Source organism: Pseudoalteromonas sp. THAF3, assembly GCF_009363775.1.
Taxonomy (GTDB): domain Bacteria; phylum Pseudomonadota; class Gammaproteobacteria; order Enterobacterales; family Alteromonadaceae; genus Pseudoalteromonas; species Pseudoalteromonas ruthenica.
Genome location: NZ_CP045418.1, coordinates 2,973,511 through 2,996,718 on the forward strand (window position 1 = coordinate 2,973,511; position 23,208 = coordinate 2,996,718).

The 23,208-nt window shown below is 46.5% G+C and carries 26 protein-coding genes; 8 read left to right on the forward strand and 18 right to left on the reverse strand.

Features of this window, described 5'->3' with window-relative positions; all coding sequences use genetic code 11:
• Window positions 1-26 precede the first annotated feature (26 nt).
• The 9 genes from FIU82_RS13915 to FIU82_RS13955 form a co-directional block, all read right to left on the reverse strand.
• Complete coding sequence (locus FIU82_RS13915) at window positions 27-509, reverse strand: chemotaxis protein CheW (RefSeq protein WP_138508125.1); 483 nt, start codon at window positions 507-509, stop codon at window positions 27-29.
• Window positions 506-2,602 (reverse strand): chemotaxis protein CheA, encoded by a 2,097-nt coding sequence (locus FIU82_RS13920; RefSeq protein WP_152441316.1) that lies wholly within the window; start codon window positions 2,600-2,602, stop codon window positions 506-508. The genes FIU82_RS13915 and FIU82_RS13920 overlap by 4 nt, the downstream gene beginning before the upstream one ends.
• A 12-nt stretch (window positions 2,603-2,614) precedes the next feature.
• The gene (locus FIU82_RS13925) at window positions 2,615-2,977 is read right to left on the reverse strand and encodes a response regulator (protein ID WP_026110938.1); all 363 of its coding nucleotides are present in this window, start codon (window positions 2,975-2,977) and stop codon (window positions 2,615-2,617) included.
• Window positions 2,978-2,990: 13 nt separating this feature from the next.
• Window positions 2,991-3,260 carry a lipid asymmetry maintenance protein MlaB gene (locus FIU82_RS13930; protein WP_022943708.1) on the reverse strand — a complete coding sequence of 90 codons (270 nt, stop codon included), beginning with the start codon at window positions 3,258-3,260 and terminating at the stop codon, window positions 2,991-2,993.
• Window positions 3,261-3,418: 158 nt separating this feature from the next.
• Window positions 3,419-4,024: an SCO family protein gene (locus FIU82_RS13935; protein ID WP_152441317.1), complete on the reverse strand. Its 606-nt coding sequence runs from the start codon at window positions 4,022-4,024 to the stop codon at window positions 3,419-3,421.
• The gene (cyoE, locus tag FIU82_RS13940) at window positions 4,014-4,922 is read right to left on the reverse strand and encodes a heme o synthase (protein WP_022943706.1); all 909 of its coding nucleotides are present in this window, start codon (window positions 4,920-4,922) and stop codon (window positions 4,014-4,016) included. Before cyoE ends, FIU82_RS13935 begins: the two co-directional genes overlap by 11 nt.
• 14 nt (window positions 4,923-4,936) lie before the next feature.
• On the reverse strand, window positions 4,937-5,926 hold the full coding sequence (locus tag FIU82_RS13945; protein WP_152441318.1) for a heme A synthase: 990 nt from the start codon (window positions 5,924-5,926) through the stop codon (window positions 4,937-4,939).
• 10 nt (window positions 5,927-5,936) lie between these two features.
• Window positions 5,937-6,440, reverse strand: coding sequence for a transmembrane cytochrome oxidase associated protein (locus tag FIU82_RS13950; protein WP_152441319.1), 504 nt, complete (start codon window positions 6,438-6,440; stop codon window positions 5,937-5,939).
• On the reverse strand, window positions 6,427-7,161 hold the full coding sequence (locus FIU82_RS13955) for an SURF1 family protein (RefSeq protein ID WP_172972733.1): 735 nt from the start codon (window positions 7,159-7,161) through the stop codon (window positions 6,427-6,429). Before FIU82_RS13955 ends, FIU82_RS13950 begins: the two co-directional genes overlap by 14 nt.
• 92 nt (window positions 7,162-7,253) lie before the next feature.
• On the opposite strand from FIU82_RS13955, the gene FIU82_RS13960 reads away from it, so the two are divergent.
• Window positions 7,254-7,493 (forward strand): DUF2909 domain-containing protein, encoded by a 240-nt coding sequence (locus FIU82_RS13960; RefSeq protein WP_231658027.1) that lies wholly within the window; start codon window positions 7,254-7,256, stop codon window positions 7,491-7,493.
• Here FIU82_RS13960 and FIU82_RS13965 read toward each other — a convergent pair.
• The 5 genes from FIU82_RS13965 to lexA form a co-directional block, all read right to left on the reverse strand.
• Window positions 7,393-8,268, reverse strand: coding sequence for a cytochrome c oxidase subunit 3 (locus FIU82_RS13965; protein ID WP_045979080.1), 876 nt, complete (start codon window positions 8,266-8,268; stop codon window positions 7,393-7,395). The two genes, FIU82_RS13960 and FIU82_RS13965, sit on opposite strands and share 101 nt — an antisense overlap.
• A gap of 19 nt (window positions 8,269-8,287) precedes the next feature.
• Window positions 8,288-8,830 (reverse strand): cytochrome c oxidase assembly protein, encoded by a 543-nt coding sequence (locus tag FIU82_RS13970; RefSeq protein WP_022943701.1) that lies wholly within the window; start codon window positions 8,828-8,830, stop codon window positions 8,288-8,290.
• Window positions 8,830-10,404, reverse strand: coding sequence for a cytochrome c oxidase subunit I (ctaD, locus tag FIU82_RS13975; RefSeq protein ID WP_022943700.1), 1,575 nt, complete (start codon window positions 10,402-10,404; stop codon window positions 8,830-8,832). The genes FIU82_RS13970 and ctaD overlap by 1 nt, the downstream gene beginning before the upstream one ends.
• Entirely contained in the window at window positions 10,401-11,534 is a 1,134-nt protein-coding gene (gene coxB, locus FIU82_RS13980; protein ID WP_022943699.1) for a cytochrome c oxidase subunit II, read from the reverse strand. Before coxB ends, ctaD begins: the two co-directional genes overlap by 4 nt.
• 318 nt (window positions 11,535-11,852) lie before the next feature.
• Complete coding sequence (gene lexA, locus FIU82_RS13985; protein WP_022943698.1) at window positions 11,853-12,470, reverse strand: transcriptional repressor LexA; 618 nt, start codon at window positions 12,468-12,470, stop codon at window positions 11,853-11,855.
• A gap of 219 nt (window positions 12,471-12,689) precedes the next feature.
• On the opposite strand from lexA, the gene FIU82_RS13990 reads away from it, so the two are divergent.
• Together FIU82_RS13990 and FIU82_RS13995 are read left to right on the forward strand one after the other, a co-directional pair.
• Window positions 12,690-13,439 (forward strand): HNH endonuclease family protein, encoded by a 750-nt coding sequence (locus FIU82_RS13990; protein ID WP_152441321.1) that lies wholly within the window; start codon window positions 12,690-12,692, stop codon window positions 13,437-13,439.
• Between the two features lie 65 nt (window positions 13,440-13,504).
• Window positions 13,505-13,870, forward strand: coding sequence for an STAS/SEC14 domain-containing protein (locus tag FIU82_RS13995; RefSeq protein ID WP_152441322.1), 366 nt, complete (start codon window positions 13,505-13,507; stop codon window positions 13,868-13,870).
• Here the strand turns inward: FIU82_RS13995 and FIU82_RS14000 are convergent, their stop codons facing one another.
• A complete protein-coding gene (locus FIU82_RS14000) occupies window positions 13,871-14,401 on the reverse strand; it encodes a DUF924 family protein (RefSeq protein ID WP_152441323.1) in 531 nt (176 codons plus the stop codon).
• Window positions 14,402-14,499: 98 nt separating this feature from the next.
• Between FIU82_RS14000 and grxB the strand changes: the two genes are divergently transcribed.
• The 4 genes from grxB to FIU82_RS14015 all read left to right on the forward strand — a co-directional run bounded on the left by grxB (window position 14,500) and on the right by FIU82_RS14015 (window position 16,335).
• Entirely contained in the window at window positions 14,500-15,135 is a 636-nt protein-coding gene (gene grxB / locus FIU82_RS14005) for a glutaredoxin 2 (RefSeq protein WP_152441324.1), read from the forward strand.
• Window positions 15,136-15,144: 9 nt separating this feature from the next.
• Window positions 15,145-15,603: a PaaI family thioesterase gene (locus FIU82_RS14010; RefSeq protein ID WP_152441325.1), complete on the forward strand. Its 459-nt coding sequence runs from the start codon at window positions 15,145-15,147 to the stop codon at window positions 15,601-15,603.
• Between the two features lie 199 nt (window positions 15,604-15,802).
• Window positions 15,803-15,934, forward strand: a complete 132-nt coding sequence (locus FIU82_RS18800; protein ID WP_301539932.1) for a hypothetical protein — start codon at window positions 15,803-15,805, stop codon at window positions 15,932-15,934.
• A complete protein-coding gene (locus FIU82_RS14015) occupies window positions 15,934-16,335 on the forward strand; it encodes a lysozyme inhibitor LprI family protein (protein WP_152441326.1) in 402 nt (133 codons plus the stop codon). The genes FIU82_RS18800 and FIU82_RS14015 overlap by 1 nt, the downstream gene beginning before the upstream one ends.
• A gap of 717 nt (window positions 16,336-17,052) precedes the next feature.
• Here the strand turns inward: FIU82_RS14015 and FIU82_RS14020 are convergent.
• Window positions 17,053-18,144: a hypothetical protein gene (locus tag FIU82_RS14020; RefSeq protein ID WP_152441327.1), complete on the reverse strand. Its 1,092-nt coding sequence runs from the start codon at window positions 18,142-18,144 to the stop codon at window positions 17,053-17,055.
• Window positions 18,145-18,724: 580 nt separating this feature from the next.
• On the opposite strand from FIU82_RS14020, the gene lepB reads away from it, so the two are divergent.
• Window positions 18,725-19,576 carry a signal peptidase I gene (gene lepB / locus FIU82_RS14025; RefSeq protein WP_172972734.1) on the forward strand — a complete coding sequence of 284 codons (852 nt, stop codon included), beginning with the start codon at window positions 18,725-18,727 and terminating at the stop codon, window positions 19,574-19,576.
• 261 nt (window positions 19,577-19,837) lie between these two features.
• Here lepB and tuf read toward each other — a convergent pair whose 3' ends face one another.
• Together tuf and fusA are read right to left on the reverse strand one after the other, a co-directional pair.
• Window positions 19,838-21,022 (reverse strand): elongation factor Tu, encoded by a 1,185-nt coding sequence (gene tuf, locus FIU82_RS14030; RefSeq protein ID WP_022946954.1) that lies wholly within the window; start codon window positions 21,020-21,022, stop codon window positions 19,838-19,840.
• 57 nt (window positions 21,023-21,079) lie between these two features.
• On the reverse strand, window positions 21,080-23,197 hold the full coding sequence (fusA, locus tag FIU82_RS14035; RefSeq protein WP_152441329.1) for an elongation factor G: 2,118 nt from the start codon (window positions 23,195-23,197) through the stop codon (window positions 21,080-21,082).
• Window positions 23,198-23,208 lie beyond the last annotated feature (11 nt).

Consider the following 23,208-nt stretch of genomic DNA (forward strand, 5'->3'; position numbering starts at 1 on the left):
TCCACCCTGTTAGTACTTGTTCGCCATTAACAATTGAGTATTTTTGGCAAATCCAGAAGAATGACCATGGTTTCCCCTACATTAACGAGTCGCTCCACCAATTCGTTGTCGCTTGAATCGTTAAATTCCGGGATCCCTTTCGCATCCTGTTGATTAATTGCGTAAACATCGGACACAGCGTCAACCACCAAGCCCATTACCTTAGTTTTCTCTCTTACTTGCTCTTTAACCACGATGACGACCGTCAGTGGCCCGTAAGGCTGAGGCTCAATCCCAAAGCGCAAACGCAAGTCAATGATCGGTACAATAGTTCCTCTGAGGTTAATGACCCCTTTGATATAATCTGGGGCATTAGGAATCGCGGTTATTTCCTCCCAACCACGTATTTCTTGTACACTCAGGATATCCATGCCGTACTCTTCGTCAGCCATCATGAATGTCAGGTATTGCTGAATGTGACCCTGATTATTCTGCAAGATAATATGTTCGTTAATGCCTTCTACTTTCATACCTGCTCCTCATGCAGGGCTGCAGCATCAATGAGTGCCTCTTGTGCACCTGGCTTTTTCAAACCGGCCATTTTGGTTAAACCGGCAATATCAACAATCAGCGATACCCGCCCATCACCGAGAATAGTCGCACCGGAAACACCATCAACCTTCTGATAGTTCGCCTCTAAACTTTTTATTACCACTTGCTGTTGCGCCAGTAAGTCGTCCACCAGCAGGCCCACTTTTTGGTTATCACACTCGACCACGACCAGAAGAGCTTTATCAAGTTCGGTAATGGCATCATGATGATTGAACAATTGGTATAACCGCAAAATGGGAATATATTCATCACGCAGGCGCAGTACCTCCAAGCTTTTGCCGACCCGACTGACCTTATTCGTATCAATTTGTAATGACTCAACGATGGTAATGAGCGGCACGATATAGGTATGTTCGGCAATGCGGACCAGTTGACCATCTAAAATAGCGAGCGTTAGTGGCAAACGGATGGTAAAAGTTGACCCCGTACCGGGTGTCGACACCACTTCGATAGAACCGCTTAAGGAGCTAATGTTCTGGCGCACCACATCCATCCCGACACCGCGCCCGGAGATGTCACTCACTTCGTCGGCTGTGGAAAACCCTGGTTCGAAAATGAGCTCGTTAATGTCGTCGTCACTGAGCTCTTCATTGCCATCGATTAGGCCATTAGCGATAGCTTTTTCTCTGATTTTTTCGGTATTTAGGCCTCGGCCATCGTCCATTATTTCAATCACAATATTGCCGCCTTGATGAAAGGCGTTGAGTGTCACCGTGCCAATTTCAGGTTTACCACTTTGTTTACGCTGTTCTGGCGTCTCTAGGCCGTGATCCAACGAGTTGCGCACTAAATGCACCATGGGATCAGAGATCTTCTCCATCACTGTTTTATCAAGCTCGGTACCCTCGCCAAGAATTTTTAACTCCACCTGCTTACCGAGTTTTTGCGATATATCTCGCACTAAACGTGGGAATCGGCTGAATACAAAGCTAATTGGCAGCATGCGAATACGCATGACATTTTCTTGTAAATCGCGGGTATTATGCGCTAACTGTGCAAGCCCCTCCTGCAGTGCAGCCAGGGTATTTTCGGTCACTTCCTGCTCACCCAGTTGGCTGAGCATGGATTGCGTAATAACCAGTTCACCCACCATATTGATTAACGAGTCAATTTTGTCTATGCCAACACGAATGGAAGTCGACTCATTAGATTTAGCTTTATTTGCTTTGCCTTTACTTGCCGGTGCTTGAGTCGCTTGGGCCACCGGTTCGTTTTCACTTGATTGCGGTGCAGCATCATCGTGCTCCAGTGGCTCAGCCGGTGCGGATGGCTCTTGCTCTGAGAACAAGCCTCCGCACAGACTAATATCGATATCAGCATCATCTTCTACCCACTCAAACACTTCCTTTATTTGCTCTTGTGTTGCTTCAGTTTGCAAAAATACTTTCCAAGACATGAAGCATTCATCACCCTGTAGATTCTGAATTTCAGGGATGGCGGATAAATCAGCTTCAACTTCAATGGATCCTAGATCCCCCAAGTCACTGAGCATAAACAGGGGTTCATTGCCTGTTTTGAATAAATGATGGTGCGGTTTAAATAAAATTTGATAGGTGTTAGTTTCTGCTTGCTGCGACGGTGAAGCGCTCGCTTCGTTTTCGTTGGCCGCCACTTCCCCTTCACTTAGACCAAGAATTTCCTCAAATTGTTGCTGTAGCTCCTTGGCAGTGTCTAGCTCTGGCTCTTGTTCGCTTTGCAGTGCCTGCAACATCTCTCGCAAGCAGTCGACCGAACGCAATAGCAGGTTTACGTGCTGTGCTTCAAGTTGACGCTGACCTTGGCGTATTTGGTCCAGCAAGGTTTCTAAAACGTGGGTAAAATCGGACACTGAAGTAAACCCAAAAGTACCACTGCCGCCTTTGATTGAGTGGGCTGCGCGGAAGATGGTATTGAGCGTTTCGCTATCGGCTTCGCCTGGAGTAAGGTTTAAAAGCTCACTCTCCATGGCATCAAGGCCCTCGAAACTCTCCTCAAAGAAGACTTCGAAAAATTGGCTGAGATCGATACTCATAGCCGCGCAGCCTTAGCGAATTACTTTTTTCATTACTGCAAGTAGTTGGTCTGGATTAAAGGGTTTAACTATCCAGCCGGTGGCCCCCGCAGCCTTGCCCTCAGACTTTTTATCTAGCCCGGATTCGGTAGTAAGCATAAGCAAAGGGGTAAATTTGTAGTCACCTAAGGTTCTTAGCTCTCGAATCAAGGTGATGCCATCCATAACAGGCATATTGACGTCTGAAATCACAGCATCGAACTTATCCTTTTTGGCGATCGCTAACGCTTCACTGCCATCTTTCGCTTCAGTGACTTCATAACCTGCCTTTTTCAAGGTAAAGCTCACCATTTGACGCATTGAAGCTGAGTCATCCACGGCTAGAATCTTCGTCATACCCACCCCTAATTTAGTTTCCATTTAGCGCTAAATAATTGGCTACACCCAAGCTTTGACAAGCGTTTATGAGCGCTTCACTCGAGCCTTCCCATGTAATGCTGTGATCGCCAAGTTGTAATGCTTTTTGTAACGCACACAAAAGCTGAATACAGGCAGTATCGGCGCGAGTTACATCGCTCATATCCAAACATAGATCACTGCCCTGCTGGAGCTGCTTCAGTAGCTCTGCCTGTAAATTTTCAACTTGTGAAATGGTTAATTCGTTAGGCAACCTAAACATAAATTATGCTTGAGCATTTAACATTTCTCATATCAAAAGCTTAGACCTAGTTAGTTAGATTGCCAGCGAATTTTGTAAAAAAATCTTTAAATAAATAGAGAGTTAGGTGAGTTGGCTGCCTAAGTATAGACAACCGAAAGGGACACGCTGGTACTGGCTCAGCCACCGTAGTAGCTGAGTATAGATTTAAGGTCCTTGATCATGGTGTCTGTATTAATGGTTGGTACACTGCCAGCTTTAAATTCAGGTTTGAAGATAGCCCGTATTTTCCCATGCGGATCGACCAGTACCACCGAGGCACTGTGGTCCACTAAATAGTCTCCTGTTTGCTCTTCAGTCACTGCATAAATTAGCCCTAAATTCTGGACAAAGGGGTAAAGCGCCTTGTGCGGTCCCGACACGGCCTGATAATTAGGATTAAAGTAATTAATATACTGTAGACGCTTTTGTGCAGTATCGCGATTAGGATCTACTGATATAAACCAAACGTTTATATCTTCTATGGCAAGCTTTTTTTCTACCTGCCGGAGCTTTGCCAAGGTCATGGGACACACATCAGGACAACTGGTGTAACCTAAAAACAGCAAATCCCACTGCGATTTTAAGTCATCAACGCCGACATCGTTGCCGTGTTGATTTTTCAGCTTAAATGGCTTCACGACTTTGGCTGGCTCATACACCAGCGCATCAACCTCTAATGTCGGCTTTGAACACCCTTGTAGCAGAACAGAAAATAGCGCGGCAGCGCCTAATTTACGCCACATAAAACATCCACTTATCTATGAATAATGCGACAAAGAGTACCATTAAATGCACAATTGAAAACTTAAAAACGGCCATTGCACTGCGATGATCCTGTTCGCGCTTTAAACGCCAAGCGTAGGCAATAAACACACCATTAAGAATAACTGCTGATAACAAGTAAAATAGCCCTGACATACCAATTAAATAGGGCAAGACGCACACTAAGGCGAGAATCACGGTATACGCCAATACACATGTTTTACAAAAATCGATACCGTGCGTCACAGGCAGCATAGGCACATTCGCTCGGCGATAATCTGCCTCTCTAGCAATAGCTAAAGCCCAAAAATGCGGAGGGGTCCAAGTAAAAATGATCATCACCAAGAGCCATGGTGCTGCAGCAAGTTGCCCCGTTTCACTAACCCAACCAAGCAAAGGAGGCATCGCCCCTGCAAGCCCCCCGATAACGATATTTTGAGGCGTTGCCCGCTTTAGAAATAATGTATATACAACTGCGTAACCCACCAGTGCCATCAGCGTCAAAATGGCACACAGCCAGTTAGCAGCGCTAACCAAAGCAGCAAACCCAAGCCCACCAATCAGTGCTGCAAACATAAAGCCATTGCGTTCACTCACTCTGCCACGGGCCACAGGGCGATGGCGGGTGCGGGCCATTTTCATATCAATTTCTCGGTCCACAATATGGTTAATTACCGCTGCGGCTGCTGATAATAAGCCGATACCCAGTAGGCTCACTGCTTGCAATAACCAACTACGCCCCATGTCGGGAGCTAAAGCTACGCCAACCCAAGCGGTTAATACCAACATCAGCACAACCTTCGCTTTGCACATGGCTAAATAATCGCGCCATGTGGTGTCTTTACTATCTCCGTACTGCCAATAAATCGCTTTGCTCATAGCCTGCTCCCTTATTAACTTTTTGATTTTTGTAGATAACACAACCGCACTAAGGTCAGTAATAGCAATAGCGCCATCAAGTTATGGGCAAGTGCCACATTTAACGGAATACTCATCTGTACTAACGCGATACCTAAACTTATTTGCGCCACTAAGGCCGCCACAACCCAGCCACACGCCTGTTTAATCATCTGTGATTGCGCACTGCGAAATACCTGCCACATGGCACTGAGCAACACCACGGCGGTAATGAGTGCGCCAAAGCGATGCAATAGATGAATAGACATACGCGATTCGAACGACAACACCCCAAATTCATAATTACTGTGCTCGGTAGGTAGCTGGAAAACACTACTGAGTGAGAACGCCTCACTGCCCGCACACATCGGGAAACCAATACAATGTGTGGCTGCATAATTTGCCGCGAGCCATCCCCCTAAGGCAACCTGTATCACCACCACAAATAACGCGGACAGGCTCCAACCTAGACTTGCTCGCGCTCCGGGGTCGCCACCAAATACGGGCTGAGAATGGGTTCGCAGGTAAAGTAACCACAGTAAGCTAGCAATGGAAAAGCCACCAAGAAGATGCCCCATCACCACCAAAGGCTGTAAATTCATGGTCACCGTCCACATGCCCAGTAAGGCTTGGAAAATAACCAGTAACAACAACACCATTGGTAGACGCAACGGGACATGGGGCAACTTTGCATGGCGTAATGCATACACTGCTAAAGCTAGGATCAATAAGCCTAGGCCGCCGGCAAAATAGCGATGCACCATCTCTTTGAGGGCTTTACCTTGATCTACCTGCGCACCAGGAAAGTGCTGCTGCACTTTTTGTATTTCATGGGCTTGATCGGGTACGGTGAGAAAGCCATAACAACCGGGCCAGTCCGGGCACCCAAGCCCTGCATCACTTAAACGTGTATAAGCGCCCAAGCCCACCACCAACACTGCGAGAATGGCAGTGCATAACACCAGAGTTTTATAATTTTTTGTCATACTGGCCTCGTTAGCTGCTGCGAGAATAGTTAAGTAGTTTTTTAATGTCTTTTAGTAATCCTTTGTGGATAAGTCGGTTTTGCTGCTCCTGCTCAGCGTAGTCATATTCCAATACCACCAAACCATGGCGATCTATCAAGTACAGATGACCTGCTTTTAATGCACTGGGCACTGAATCCACATGCAACACCTCGGGTACCTCGGCGCTGCGTGGCCTCTCCCCTAGTACTGCCATGCGCACCTTACTTTGGTTTTTCCCGAGCGCTACATAGAGCGACTGCATGTCTTGCCACTGAGCTTGGCAAGGGCCACAATCAGCTTGATTCACTAGCGCGATAGTCCAGGGCGACACGGGGTACTGGCCCCACTGTTCAAGTTCCACCTGCTCACTCATTAAAGTGCCGTTATTACTGGTACTTGCTGGTAGCCAGCCACTTTTAAGAACGGCAATAGCCGCAACAACGGGAATAATGAAACAAGCAATAAAAATCACTAATGGTTTACGATTTGTCATACCCTCTCCTTGCACGCCAAAAGGCGGTAAGCGCAATCAATAACGCCGCTAAGGCGATGAGAAACCACTGCCATGCATAGGCTATATGCTTTTCTGCAGGCATGGTCACAGGCTGGTAATGTGGCTCGGTAGCAACTAACGGCGAAGGCGTTTGCGCATACGCCATAAAATTATAAACGGGAACTCTCGCTTGATTCGCGATTTGTGTTATGTCGATTTGCTGTACACGCTTAGGCCAACCCATTGATGGTGAGCTTTGCGCCAAGGTAATTGACCCTAACGGGCCTTCTTTAATGAGCACATCATCAAGCGTTATCTGTGTCGGTAGCTGCAACTGAGGCAGTTGCTCACGTGTTGTTGGCGCAACAATGAAGCCAAGGTTGATCAGTAGCCACCGACTAGCTCCTTGAGGCATAACCAGCACCAATACGTCATAGCCAACCCGGCCTTGATAAACCTGGTTATCAAGCAACCAGTAATGCTGAAGCACACGACCAGACACTGCGGTTTGCATACCTGTGGCATCAACATCTGAATTGATCAGGCGCTGAGCTTGGGTAAAAGGAATGCACCCTTTACTGGCCCATTGCTGCAATAGCTGCTCGCGCGCTTGCTTTTGCTCGGCACGATCTAACTGCCAGAAACCCAAGCCTACACAAGTACTTACTACTAACACGACAATGCTACTCCACAAAAATGCGCTAAGCTTATGAGTATTCACTCGCACACCAATTAGAGGAAAACTGCACTGTGCTTATAAAAATTATTATTGTTGCGCTGCTACTTTTTGTCATATACACCTTATTCCGTGCCATGTTGGCTATGCTGAAGTCTGACTCCAAGGTGCCGATGTCGCACTACTTAGGCAAACGTGTTGCCTTGTGCGCCATCGTCCTGATTATTATTCTGCTCGCACAGCAAGCTGGCTTGCTGCGCTTTAACCCTTCTCCTATCACAACACATACACAAATACGAATAGACACAACCACACCACATCAACAAAGTGCCAATACCAAGCCGCAGCCTGAAATGCGAAGTGCTTTTCACTGCTAAAGTGCCCTTTGATTACGCGAATGAGTACCACGGTAAGCATGATCGCCCCTAAGGTGACATGCATACCGTGGAAGCCTGTGAGCAAGAAGAAGGTATTGCCATAAATACCCGAGTCTAACTTAAGGCCTAGATCCTGATATGCGTGAATGTATTCTTCCCCTTGAAGAAACAGAAATACCGCGCCGAGTATCACCGTCAGAGCAAGAAACACCGTAAGCTGTTTACGGTTGTCTTTCTCAATTGCAGTATGCGCAAACTGTAAAGTCACCGAAGAAACTAGCAAAATAATGGTATTAATTAGCGGCAAACCTTGCCATCCCATAGCCTGAGTTGTATCACCGCCTGGTGTTAACTCTAGCGGCCATGAGGCGCTAAATTCAGGCCATAACACTTCGTTGGTCATCAAGTTATTACCCTCACCACCAAGCCAAGGTACAGCCAACATACGGGCATAAAATAGCGCCCCAAAAAAAGCGCCAAAGAACATGACTTCTGAGAAAATGAACCAGCTCATTCCTTGTTTAAAAGAACGATCCATTTGCGCCGAATACAAGCCACTTTGTGACTCATTAATCACATTGCGAAACCACCCCACCAGCATGTACACCAGCACCGCAATACCAGCAATAAGCCAATAGGTACCAGAGCCACCGCCTTGCTCTAACTGCATAACGCTAAGACCCGCGCCCACAGCGATAAAAAACAACGCAACAGCCCCCACTATCGGCCAGGGGCTTTGCTCCGGAACATAATATTTTTCGTATTGATTACTCATTTCGTTAACCTCGCTCGGTTTATCGCGCTTGCGCTGCGAGTAAGTCTTGTCGCTTAGCGCTGATATCAAAGAGGGTGTAAGATAGCGTTAATTCCTCATACTCCTGCGGCAACGCAGGGTCGACATAAAAGCGCAATTGGTATTCAAGCCGTTCATTGGCTTGTAGCGGCTGCTGGTCAAAGCAAAAACACGCCAATTTGTGTAAATACTTGGCTGCGAGCCCTGGAGAAACAGATGGAATAGCCTGCATGACTCTCGGCTCACCACTGGTATTCGCTGCGGCGAATGTCACCACTGTCATCGCCCCGGGTTTCACCACCACTTCTTGCTTTTGCGCTAACACTTCAAAGGGGGCACCACTTTGCGCATGGGTTGTAAAGCTCACCGTCACTTCGCGAGAGTCATCCACATGCTCGCTTTGCTGCGCCTGTTCGAGTGAGGGCTTACCATTAAGCCCTGTTACTTCGCAGAACACGTCGTAAAGCGGCACCAAGGCAAAGGCGAACGCAAACATGCCGATGACGCTGATGACTAGTTTCTTTAATAACGGTGCGTGGTTCATTACTGCACCTTAGGTGGCGTTTCAAAGGTGTGGTAGGGTGCCGGAGATGCCACCTCCCACTCCAAGCCTTCTGCGCCATCCCACACTTTCGCTGGTGCTTGCTCTCCAGCCTTGATGCACTTGAACACCACGGCAACGAACAGCAGTTGAGAGAGACCAAAGGCGAAACCACCAATACTGATAATGGCGTTAAAATCAGCAAACTGCAGCGCATAGTCTGGAATACGTCGTGGCATACCCGCCAAACCTACAAAATGCATGGGGAAGAACAGCACATTAACGCTAACCAACGACAGCCAGAAATGCCATTTCGCTAACGTGGTGCTATACATGTGCCCAGTCCATTTTGGCAGCCAGTAATAAGCAGCGGCCATAATCGAGAACACCGCCCCTGTCACTAAAACATAATGGAAGTGCGCCACCACGAAGTAGGTGTCATGGTACTGGAAATCCACTGGGGTAATTGCCAACATCAATCCTGAGAAGCCCCCGAGGGTAAACAACACAATAAAGGCGATAGCAAACATCATTGGTATTTCAAAGCTGATGGCACCGCGCCACATAGTGGCTACCCAGTTAAATACTTTTACTCCCGTTGGCACCGATATCAACATGGTCGAGTACATAAAGAACAATTCCCCGGCCAGTGGCATACCGGTGGTAAACATATGGTGGGCCCACACCACAAAAGACAGCAAGGCGATGGAGGCCGTGGCATATACCATGGACGAATAGCCGAACAGTTTTTTGCGTGAAAAGGTAGGAACTATGGTGGAGATAATGCCAAACGCTGGCAAAATCATAATGTACACTTCCGGGTGACCAAAGAACCAAAAGATATGCTGGAACATCACAGGGTCGCCACCACCGGCTGCATTGAAGAAATCAGTGCCAAAATACTTATCAGTGAGCACCATGGTCACCGCACCCGCCAACACCGGCATCACTGCAATTAATAAAAACGCAGTGATCAACCAGGTCCACACAAATAGCGGTAATTTCATCCACTTCATCCCTGGAGCACGCATATTAACGATGGTCACAATGACATTAATGGCCCCCATGATGGAACTTATCCCCATAATGTGAATGGCAAATACAAACAGGGCAGTATTGTCGTTGCTGTAGGTGGTTGATAAGGGCGCATAGAAGGTCCATCCAAAGGCTGGACCGCCGCCTTCCATAAACAGCGACAGCAATAGGATGGCAAAAGCGAATGGCAGAATCCAAAAGCTCCAGTTATTCATTCGCGGCAAAGCCATATCTGGCGCGCCAATCATCATGGGGATCATCCAGTTAGCTAAGCCCGTGAAGGCAGGCATCACGGCGCCGAAGACCATAATCAAACCATGTACTGTGGTCATTTGGTTGAAAAAATGAGGGTCAACCAGCTGAAGTCCTGGTTGGAATAACTCGGCTCGGATCACCATTGCCATGGCGCCACCGGTTAAAAACATCAACAACGAAAATAATAAGTACAAGGTGCCGATGTCTTTGTGGTTAGTAGTAAAAAGCCAGCGTTTTATTCCGGTTGCAGGCCCGTGATGTTCATGTGTTGCAGCTGCTGTACTCATTGTTCCTCCCCATCAATATAGGCCTGAATCACGCTTGGTTGAACGATGTCACCGGTTTCATTACCAAAGGCATTGCGTTGGTAAGTAACCACCGCAGCCAACTCTTTAAGCGTAAGTTGACCGACAAATGCCTGCATCGCAGTCCCTGGCTTACCGTGCACCACAATATCGATATGGTCGTTAATATCGCCGGTGGCTATTGGACTGCCTTTTATGGCGGGGAAGACTCCAGGTAAACCAAGCCCCGTAGGCTGATGACAAGCTGCGCAGCGCGTGATGTACACTTGCTCGCCCGATGCCATTAGCTCATCTTCAGAGAGGATTTGTTCTAGCAGCTCAGCATCGGCCTGCGCCTGAGCTTGCTTCGCTTGTTTCTGCTCTGCCAGCCAAGCGTCAAACTCTTCAGGGGGTTTTGCTTCTACGACCACCGGCATAAAACCGTGGTCTTTACCGCATAACTCGGCGCACTGGCCGCGATACGTACCCGGTTCGTTTACGCGTGTCCAAGCTTCGTTGATAAACCCAGGGTTAGCGTCTTTCTTTACTGCAAAATCGGGCACCCACCAAGAGTGAATGACGTCATCTGAGGTCATTAAAAAACGTACTTTTTGATTAGTGGGAATAACCAAGGGTTTATCTACTTCGAGGAGGTAATTGTCGCCCTTATTTTGCGCATTTTTGATTTGCTCTTGAGGCGTTGACAGCAGTGAGTAAAAGCCCACATCGTGGCCCATATACTCGTAGTGCCATTTCCATTGTGAACCAGTCACCTTAATAGTGATATCGGCCTTTGTTGTATCCTCCATAGCAATCAGGGTTTTGGTGGCCGGTACAGCCATGGCTATGAGAATAACAAATGGAATCGCTGTCCAAAGTATTTCTACTTTGGTGCTTTCATGAAAGGTAGCGGGGGTGACCCCTTTTGACTTGCGGTGTTTGAGCAGCGCCCAAAACATCACCGCGAAAACAACCACACCAATCACACAGCATATAATAAATATGGTCATGTGTAGTTGGTAAACATTTTCGCTAATGTCAGTTACCCCTTGGCGCAAGTTGTACTTGCTATTCGCGGACACCAATTGAGGGAATAACAGACATAGCAACATGAGGGAGCTCAGCTTCTTCATGTGTACCATCTCCTTATTGTTGCGCAATGCAAGGAAGAGGCGGTTACAGCTTAATACCCAATCTTCGTTATTATTATGCTTTTACCAGTCGACAACTTTGACCCTAAATAAACTGTTGAAAAACCGACCAGCAAAGCCTGTAATATAACCAATTAGTCAAAGATTGAGCTAATAGCAAGTTAATACACTATTTTTGTTTACGTTTTATTAATAAATTAACAGGGAGATTCAAGCTGTTAGAAAGCACTGTGGCTAAGGAGGAAACATGGGGAAAGCCCCTAATAACAGACCTATTAGAGGCAAAATAAGTAAATTTAATTACATCCAGTCGGCGTTTCGGATCACACCTACAGCTAAGCCTTCAATATTAAAGGATTCGTTCTCTAAATCGACTTCGATGGGTGTGAATTCTTCATTCTCTGCATGCAGCAGAACCTTACGCCCTGCTTTTTCTAAGCGCTTCACGGTGACATCTTCATCAACCCGCGCGACCACCACTTGGCCGTTTTCAGCCACCTGAGTGCGATGTACCGCTAATAAGTCACCATCCATAATGCCGATATCTTTCATACTCATGCCATTTACGCGCAGCAAATAATCTGCAGCAGGCTTGAACAACAATGGGTCTATCTGGCAGTGACTCTCTATATGCTGTTGGGCAAGAATGGGCTCGCCCGCAGCAACACGGCCAATTAAAGGCAGGCCCAATTGTTCGGGTTCTTCTTCCTCGACCAATTGAATACCTCGACTCGCGCCAGGCTTCATTTTGATTACGCCTTTCTTAGCCAACGCCTTAAGATGTTCTTCTGCGGCGTTAGCACTGCGAAACCCCAGTGTTTGTGCAATTTCTGCACGCGTCGGCGGCATGCCGGTATCTTTAATAAAGACTTTAATCAGCTCAAGAATTTGCGATTGGCGTTTAGTTAATGGGCGCATACAACTGGGTTTCCATACAGTACATTTAACTGTGAGTATATACAGTTAAATGAAAATCGCAAATAAAATCAGGGAATTTGCTGACCATTGCAACCTTAATTAATGCAACTTCGCTTTTATTCATATGCAACCTCACCTCATACTCATAAAGTGATAGGTGACGAATGCGCGACAATGCTTTAAAGTAGCGCTATTTTAGTCATGTTATTAAGCAGTTAGATGACTCGCCAAGGTGTATTTTCAGCGTTCCTTTTACTTATTTCGGCACTGACGATAGGTGCGTGCAAAGCCGATACGGTCAAGATGTCGCGCAGCGGCCTTTGTCACCCTGAAGACTCGGCTCATTATCAACGCACTCAATCTTTCACTCCCTATGCGAACTTAGAAAGCTGTCTAGCAGACGGTGGACGTTTACCAAAGAACTACACTAAACAAACATCAGAAAATAGTTATCATCGGGGTAACTGGCCACATTGGCTAGACACCGATCACGACTGCCAAGATGCCCGTGCTGAAGTGCTGATTGCCCAATCACACAGTGATGTAAGCTACACCACTCAAGCGCGCTGCACCGTCACCAGCGGCCAGTGGCATGACCCTTATTCGGGGCAGTTACTACGCAATGACGATGACTTAGATATAGACCATATTGTGCCGCTTAAATTTGCCTATGAACACGGTGCTGCCACCTGGAGTCGTTCGCAAAAGGCACAATTTGCCAACGATATGGAGAATTTGCTTGCTGTTGATGATGGCCTAAATCGTAGCAAAGGCGCAAAAGGCCCTTGGCAATGGTTGCCGCCGCATCAAGATTACCGCTGTCAGTACATTCAGCGCTTTAATTACATCATGAGCAAGTATGACCTTCGCTACTCGCAAAACGAAAAAGACCAAGTTCAGAGTTTGCTGCAAAGCTGCGTAGGTGAAACTTTAAACCTCAGCGCACTACCTACAACCTTGCACCAATAACCAACCGCTTGTAAGTAAATATTCTATATTGATAGAGCATCCAATGAACTCGTTGGCGAGGATATATGCTCAATATCACTATACACGAAACACACAATACCGCCCTACTCGAACCACAAGGCCAGCTGACAGCAGAAGACTTTGCAGCAGCCGTGCGTATTATCGACCCTTATATTGAACAGCATACAAAGCTACATGCTCTCATTATTGCTACTGAACACTTTCCGGGTTGGGACTCATTTGCCGCATTACTCTCTCATCTGCAATTTGTGCGCGACCATCATCAAAAGGTGAATAAAGTAGCCATTGCCACCAATTCGTTGCTTGGTAACTTTGCCCAGCACCTTGGCGCACACTTTATTCATGCAGAAGTTAAATCCTTTCGTTATGAACAACGTGAACAAGCGAAGCGCTGGGCACAAAGCCCTTAACTAAAAGCGGCTACCAGGCTGATTCAAAAACGCCTGTTCAGTGTCGCTCGATTGCCGACCGAGAATATCATTACGATGTGGATAACGCCCAAAACGGTCAATGATTTCTTTGTGAGCCAGTTCATATTTATAGTTACTTAAGGGCCGAAAAAGCTGCTCGGCCACCACATGAATCGCCTGGCTCTCACTGTGCATATAGGGCATGTATAAGAAACTACGCTCGGTATCATCAAGCTCTAAAGCAAACTTTTTCTCCACCGCATTCTGCGCCAAACATAAAGCCAGTGCATCGGTTGCAAACGCTTGGGCCGTATCGCGGAACATATTACGAGGAAACTGATCCAGCACTATAATTTCACATAACGCGCCTCGAGCAGATTTTCGCCAAGAATAAAGCTCGCCTTGGCGCGCTGCCTCGTAAGTAGGTAAAAATTGCTTTTTTACTGTGGCGTCAAAATCGGCGCTTTTTTTAAACCAATCCTGTGGACTGCTGTGAGTAAACCAAAATTCGTAAACGGATTCATATTGCATGATGATCTAATGGCGAAAGTTTGCTTTCGTCCGGCAACTATTGTTTAGTTACAGCTAAGGCCAAAAGGTAGTAATTCGCAAGCTCTGAGGTATTTTTTATGAAGCTATTTATATTTGAACATTGCCCCTATTGTATAAAGTCATTACTGGTTGCACGCGCCTTGGGGCTAGAGGTGGACGTGCGCTTCCTACTCAACGATGACGAGGCCACGCCCAACCAGTTAGTGGGTAAAAAAATAGTGCCTATTTTGGTCAAAGATGATGATACCGCGATGGCCGAAAGCTTAGATATTGCCGAGTATTTCTGTACTCTTGCCAACAAGGAGCTGTCACTGGGAGAGCACTTTAATCAAGCCCAACAGTGGGTTGAAAAGCATCTTGAAACCTTTTTACGGCTGACCTTTGTGCGTTGGCCGCAACTGGCCCTGCCGGAATACGCTATTGATACAGCTATCAGCTATTTTCGCGAGAAGAAAGAGCAGCGCTTGGGCGAATCTTTCGATAGCGTGTTAGCCAATAGCGACGCTGACATCGCCACAATGGAACACGCATTGAGTGAGTTAACATGGCTGCAAACCCCAGAACATATTACTTGGGCCGATGTGGCGTTATTTCCTTTTCTGCGCAACCTCACTGTAGTCAAAGACTTAACCTTTCCAGAGCATGTACTCAACTATGTCGATACATTAGCCACTGAACACCGAATTAAAACCTTTACCCGCGTTGCAGTTTAAGGAGTACAGATGAGTATTTGGGCCCAAGAGATTGATTTAGCCTTATGTAAAAAGCTTGATTTAGGTGTAGGTGAAAAAGGCACCTTAATGACTAAACTCGGCATTGAGATCACAGAGATAGGCGACGATTACCTGGTCGCCTGCCTCCCTGTGAGCAACGAATTATATAACCCCATGGGCATTGTTCATGGCGGCGTTTACGTGGCATTAGCCGAAACCGTGGCCAGCTACGCCGCCAATTTTGTGGTCGATACCCGCAAATACTACTGCGTCGGCCAAGAGATCAACGCCAACCACCTTAAAGCCTCACGCACCGGCACACTCAAAGCCGTGGCCAAGCCCGTGCACCTAGGCGGCCGCTCATCAGTGTGGGAGATAAAAATTTACAACAGCGCTGGCGATTTGTGTTGTATTTCAAGGATGACTGCTGCGGTGGTGGAGAAAAGAAGCAAAAGCGCTGGGCTTTAAGGCGGGATGCTCACCTGTAGGTCAGACTTCAGTCCGACAATAAATAGGCAAGGCTTTAGCCTTGCCAAAGGCGCTTTGAATTGAGCTTTTTCGGAATGTTTCTCAGGATCGGAGAGCAACGTTTAGAGCCTCTAATTAGAGACGCCTTTGTAAACTTCTTACACCAAGACTTTACTATAATCCCTCGATGAAAGCTGGTATGAATAACGACTTTAATGAGCTCATCGACTGTATTCGCAACTCCACTACTTTAAGGCTCTATGAACTGGCTAGAAATCGTGTGAAGTATTTAGAACAGCGTAAACCTAAAGCCACCGAAGGTGTGAACTAATGAAAGCATTATACTTTGCTATCATGGCATTGATTACATTTAGTTGTGCCGCTAATTCCAGTAATACAAAGCTCCATTGCGAAGATGCCACCAACAGTCTTGAACTCGAGCAATGCATAGCGCAGAAAAAAGACGAGTCCGAACACCGCCTAACAAACAAGTTAAGGCTTTTACGGGAGCAAATTCAGATGGCTTATGCTGCAGAGGCTGAATTAGGTAACACATTAATCGACCAAGTAGAAAAAACTCAATTGGCATGGAGCGATTTTAAGGCTCAAAGTTGTCAACTTGAGGCATTCGAGATTGAGCAAGGCACAAGTGCGTATGAGACCGCTATAAATAATTGTGAGTTGCGTATGAACCAAACTAGGATAAAGGCTCTTTCCCAGATACTTAATTAGCCCTTTGGAGTAGCAAGGCTGAAGCCTTGCCTACAGAGCTACCTCCCCTGTAGTTTGGGCTTTAGCCTAACCATATGTGACAAACACATTTGTGTTCTCAGCCCAGAAACCTGGAATGTATTTGTCGGTCGTAATCACAAGGCTAAAGGCCTTGCCAACAGAGTGACCTCCCCTGTAGGTTGGGCTTCAGCCTAACCATATGTGACAAACACATTTGTGTTCTCAGCCCAGAAACCTGGAATGTATTTGTCGGTCGCAATCACAAGGCTGAAGACCTTGCCAATAGAGTAACCTCTCCCTGTAGGTTGGGCTTTAGCCTAACCGTTATGTGAAAAACACATTTGTGTTCTCGGCCCAGAAATCTGGAATGTATTTGTCGGTCGCAATCACAAGGCTGAGGGCCTTGCCTACAGAGTGACCTCCCCTGTAGGTTGGGCTTTAGCCTAACCATATGTGACAAACACATTTGTGTTCTCAGCCCAGAAATCTGGAATGTATTTGTCGGTTGCAATCACAAGGCTGAAGGCCTTGCCAACAGGGTGACCTCTCCCTGTAGGTTGGGCTTCAGCCTAACCGTTATGTGAAAAACACGTTTGAACGCTAAAGCCCAAATTTTGATGATATGAGCGTCTTTGTCGATTGCAAGGCTGATGGCCTAGCCTACAAGGTAGCGCAATACACTCATCTCAATTATGATACGAGTGAGGTACCACATAGTTAAAAGCTGTATATTCGCAGAGTATTATCGTCATAGCTGAAGTGTGCCAGCTCCCGTTTTGTTGGGTGAAGGCTGAGACGACCAGGTCCAAAAGTAAGCTCACTCAGCTTAACAAACTGTCTATCGCGGTCCTGCCGATAGAGTGCAGTGTCGAACGCCTCTCCCTTGCGCTCGGTTAACACAGCATATTTACCATCACTAGAAAAGTTATGCCGACTGAGGGGGTCAATGACTTCATCAGCATTGCTTTGATATACTTCCTGCGCAGTGGCGCTATTTCCGTCCCATACAAGCCTGTAGAGCGTTTTGCCACTAAGTAGCCAAACTTTATTATTCCATTTACCTAAGCTGATATCATTCCCAAATTCCAGTTGTTGCTTTAATAGCGTATTGGTTTTGTAATTCCAAAAGCGCACTGTATCGCCTACGATGTATGCAATGATAAATTCTGCTTCATTCAGAATAATATGTGTCCGCACTTTACCTCTAACTTCGATGTCATTGATCGTTTGGGCATCAGCTAACTTCCACGCTCTAAGCAAAGTTTTATCACTTAACCATGTTGATACTTCACGTTGCATCGATAGCACTTCATATCCCATAGTAAAATCATCGCTGGGGTGAACTCCCGATACGTTAAGCATTCTAGCTGCTGCATCCAAGGAGTTAATGCGCAACAATTCATAATTACCTGAAAGTACGTAGTGGCCTGAGCGACTGACATCGAGATCATAACCTAAAGCAGGCTCAGCCTGATTAATAGATAACAACTCTCCATTATCCAACAATTTATACAGTTGCGAGCCCGCCAAAAAATACAAGGCTTCATCAGTGTAAGCCATTCTTTGCTCATCTACTGCTGGCGTTAAAGCGAGTGCCTTTAAACTTCCATCAGAAGCGACAACAAAGGCCTCCTTTCGCACAAAAGAGGACAACAGCAACGCCCCTCCGTTCGGGCTATACCCTAAATAAGACACCTTTGCATCCAAAGTTTTAGGCATCATATTTTCATGCTTAATTGTCAGCTGATCTGCCGAAAGACCAAATGAGAAAAAGCATAAAATAAGAGCTAGGAATAAGGGGTTCATCATGCAGCTACAAGCCCGTAGTAATAGGTCATAAAATCTGAAAAGGTAAGTGATCGTTGAGGGGTAACCGAATGTAATAGCAGCTTTCCTTTCGACATACCCCATGTCGCAACATGTAACTCGATCGCCTTGCTTTCATACTGCTCCAATTCGTCAAAGGGAAAACAAAAAGTTAGCATAACCAAGCTATTAACGCATTAGCAGGAGTTGCAGAAGTAACGAGCTTATAGCATCCGTATTTGCACCTCTATTTCTAGTATATGATCATGCTAAATATGGCTGGGCTAAAGACTGACCTACAACCATATGCTCATTTCTTTTTATAAGCATCAATGTATCAGCCCAATCCCTCTGCATCGACATGGATACACGGAAAATAAGGTTTAAGGTATTCAGTAAATAGCGAATAGAAACACCGCGCTTCAACCTAACTGAAAAAACACCATACCTTTGGCCTTTAATAGGAATTGTTGTAGAGTCATGACTCCCACCATGGAGAATAAGATATACAAGGATAAGTATGACAACTCAAAAACAGCTATGGAAACCAAATACTTGGGTTTCAGTCATTTTAGGTGTTTTTATGCAACCTTTCGCGTTCCTTTATGTTAACAGAGGACAATTACTTTTCGCATATTTGGGCCTTTTTGCACTGGTCGCTCTATTAGGCCCCAAGCTGACACCTTTTTTACCTAGCTACATCGATCTCGCATTTTTATTACTTATATTGATGTTCATCCACACTCTTTGGCTCGCAAAAAACTATGACAGCAACCAACCCCGTAGTTGGTATGCTAACTGGTGGATATCGCTGTTAGGTTTCATCCTATTTCTGGTACTTATATTGTTTACGCGAATCAATGCCTTTGAATTGTTTGCTGCACCATCCTCTTCAATGAGCCCTACGTTAACGCCTAATAGCGTTGTGGTGGTAAATAAGCTCGGTTATGAAAATCATCGCTTAGCGGGCATTCAACTAAAAAAAGAATCCCCTTCCAAAAGGCCTCAGCGAGGTAGTCTTATTGTCTTTCAGTTCCCAGAGCAGCTTAGTATCAACTACATAAGTCGCGTTGTTGGCCTGCCCGGGGATACAATAGCGCTGAAGGGCAAGCAAGTATTCATTCAACCCGCGTGCGATACGCTTGATGCTCAATGTGCACCTATGCGAGCTCTGCCTCAAATTGAGCAAGGCGCAATAAGCGAGCCGCCGTATCAGGGTTATTCAGAGTCGATAGAGGAACACACTTATAATATCTGGCTAAACAAACATGCTTCCCCACGAACTGAGCGATATTATCAAGGAAAATCAAAGTGGAAAGTGCCGGATAATCACTACTTTGTGCTCGGAGATAACCGTGATAATAGCTTAGATAGCCGCTATTGGGGCTTCGTTCCGGTAGGCAACATCATAGGTGAGGTAGCATTGAGCTGGTAGACGCTCTCATTGCGACGCAATGATATCAAGAGGAATGAGTGAGTATAGATTCGCAGATACAGTTGAATCTCACTACGCTGTGAATAATTGGTTGTGACTAGGCACTGCCTCTTGAATGTGACCGTCTTGGGCGGTTGCAAGGCTGAAGCCTTGCCTACCACATCAGCCCCTGTGGGTTGGGCTTTAGCCTAACCTACAACAACACCCAAATTTCAGGCATAAAAAAGGTCGCCTAAGCGACCTTTTTCTCGAGAGTAGCTATTACTCTACGATTGATGCTACAACACCAGCACCAACTGTACGGCCACCTTCACGGATTGCGAAACGTAGACCTTCATCCATCGCGATTGGGCAGATTAGCTCTACTACCATCTTGATGTTGTCACCTGGCATTACCATTTCTACGCCTTCTGGTAGCTGGATGTCACCAGTTACGTCAGTTGTACGGAAGTAGAACTGTGGACGGTAGCCTTTGAAGAATGGCGTGTGACGACCACCTTCATCTTTAGACAGTACGTATACTTCTGCTTCGAACTTCGTGTGCGGAGTGATTGTGCCTGGAGCTGCTAGTACTTGACCACGCTCTACTTCGTCACGCTTAGTACCACGTAGTAGGGCACCAATGTTCTCACCTGCACGGCCTTCGTCTAGAAGCTTACGGAACATCTCAACACCTGTACACGTTGTCTTCGTAGTTTCTTTGATACCTACGATTTCAACTTCGTCGTTCACGTTGATGATACCCGCTTCTACACGACCAGTTACTACTGTACCACGACCCTGGATTGAGAATACGTCTTCGATAGGCATGATGAATGGCTTATCGATGTCACGCTCTGGCTCTGGGATGTAAGAATCTAGTGCTTCTGCAAGCTCTACAATCTTGTCTTCCCACTCTTTCTCGCCTTCTAGCGCTTTAAGAGCTGAACCTTGGATTAGTGGTAGGTCGTCACCTGGGAAGTCGTACTCTGAAAGTAGTTCACGTACTTCCATTTCTACTAGCTCTAGTAGCTCTTCGTCATCAACCATGTCACATTTGTTCATGAATACGATGATGTAAGGTACGCCAACCTGACGAGATAGTAGGATGTGCTCACGTGTTTGTGGCATAGGACCGTCAGTAGCCGCAACTACTAGGATCGCGCCGTCCATCTGTGCAGCACCTGTGATCATGTTTTTAACGTAGTCAGCGTGTCCTGGACAGTCAACGTGTGCATAGTGACGTGTCGGAGTGTCGTACTCTACGTGTGAAGTTGCGATTGTGATACCACGCTCACGCTCTTCTGGAGCGTTATCGATTTGTGCGAAATCACGTGCTACACCACCGTATACTTTTGCTAGTACGTTAGTGATCGCTGCAGTTAGAGTTGTTTTACCGTGGTCAACGTGGCCGATTGTACCTACGTTTACGTGCGGTTTCGAACGTTCAAACTTTTCTTTTGCCATTTTCAAAATTCCTATAAAGAAATTAAAGTCCGACCCGAAGATCGGACCGAACTCAAATTACTTAACAGCGCGAGCTGCAATAATTCCATCAGCTACATTTTTAGCCGCTTCTGCGTACTTGAGGAATTCCATCGAGTACGAGGCACGACCTTGTGTAGCTGATCGTAAGTCAGTTGCATAACCGAACATTTCTGAAAGTGGTACTTCGGCGTTCACTTGTTTTAAGCCGCCTGGTGCCTCTTCCATTCCTTCGATCATACCGCGACGACGGTTTAGGTCGCCTACAACATCACCCATGTTTACTTCAGGAGTGATCACTTCTACCTTCATGATAGGCTCTAACAACACGGGGTTCGCTTCAAGCGCGCCGTTACGCATTGCCATTGCACCTGCGATCTTAAAGGCCATTTCGTTGGAGTCGACATCGTGGAACGAGCCATCGAATAACGTCGCTTTAACGCCCAGAAGCGGATAACCAGCAAGAACACCTTGCTCCATCTGCTCGTGGAGACCTTTTTCTACCGCTGGAATATATTCCTTCGGTACAGTACCACCAACGATTTCGTTAACGAACTCGAATGTTGGTGCTTCTTCATCGCTAATATCAAGCGGTTCAAGTTTGACCCAAACATGACCATATTGGCCACGACCACCCGATTGACGAACAAACTTACCCTCAACCTTAACGGCTGAACGAATCGCCTCACGGTAGGCAACCTGAGGTTTACCAACGTTACATTCAACTTTGAATTCACGCTTCATACGGTCGACGATAATATCTAGGTGTAATTCACCCATACCAGAGATAATAGTCTGGCCAGATTCTTCGTCTGTTTGTACGCGGAAAGAAGGATCTTCTGCCGCTAGTTTACCTAGCGCGATACCCATCTTTTCCTGGTCTGCCTTGGTTTTTGGCTCTACCGCAACAGAGATCACCGGCTCTGGGAATTCCATACGCTCTAGCGTAATGATTGCATTCCCGTCACACAGGGTATCACCTGTTGTTACGTCTTTGAGACCAATCGCAGCGGCGATATCGCCGGCACGAACTTCTTTGATCTCTTCACGTGAGTTTGAGTGCATCTGGACGATACGACCGAAGCGCTCACGCTTTGATTTAACTGGGTTATATACCGTGTCACCCTGGGCAACTGTGCCTGAGTACACACGGAAGAAGGTTAGCGTGCCTACGAACGGGTCGGTAGCAATTTTAAAGGCCAATGCTGAGAAAGGCGCTTTGTCATCTGCTGGACGCGTGTCTTCAGTCTCGCCATCATCAAGAACACCTTGAATCGGTTTAACTTCGGTAGGTGAAGGCATGTATTCAATCACGGCATCAAGCATCGCTTGCACGCCTTTGTTCTTGAACGCACTGCCGCAACTCATCAGCACAATTTCGTTGCTTAGAGTACGAGCACGAAGGCCTTGCTTGATCTCAGCTTCGCTGAGCTCACCTTCTTCTAAATATTTGTCCATTAGCTCTTCATTGGCCTCAGCCGCCGCTTCCACAAGAAGTGAGCGGTATTCTTCGGCTTGGTCTTGAAGCTCTGCCGGGATCTCCTCAAATGTGAATGACATCCCCTGGTCCGCTTCGTTCCAGTTGATGGCTTTCATCTTGATAAGATCAATTACACCTTTAAAGTCTTCTTCAGTACCAATAGGCAGCTGAATCGGAACAGGAGTTGCACCCAGACGGGTTTTCACCTGATCTACAACCGACAAAAAGTCGGCGCCAATACGGTCCATTTTATTTACGAAGATCATACGTGGAACTTCGTATTTATTGGCCTGACGCCAGACGGTTTCTGTCTGTGGCTGTACACCTGATGAAGCACAAAGCACGACAACAGCACCATCAAGTACACGCAGTGAACGCTCAACTTCAATGGTGAAGTCTACGTGCCCTGGGGTATCGATGATATTGATGCGATGGTCGTCAAATTGCGCGTCCATCCCTTTCCAGAAACAAGTGGTCGCAGCAGACGTGATAGTAATACCACGCTCCTGCTCTTGCTCCATCCAGTCCATAGTTGCAGCACCATCGTGTACCTCACCAATTTTGTGAGATAGGCCCGTGTAAAAAAGTACACGTTCCGTCGTGGTGGTTTTACCTGCATCTACGTGAGCACAAATACCGATATTGCGGTAGCGCTCAATTGGAGTTGTACGTGCCATATAATCCTCTT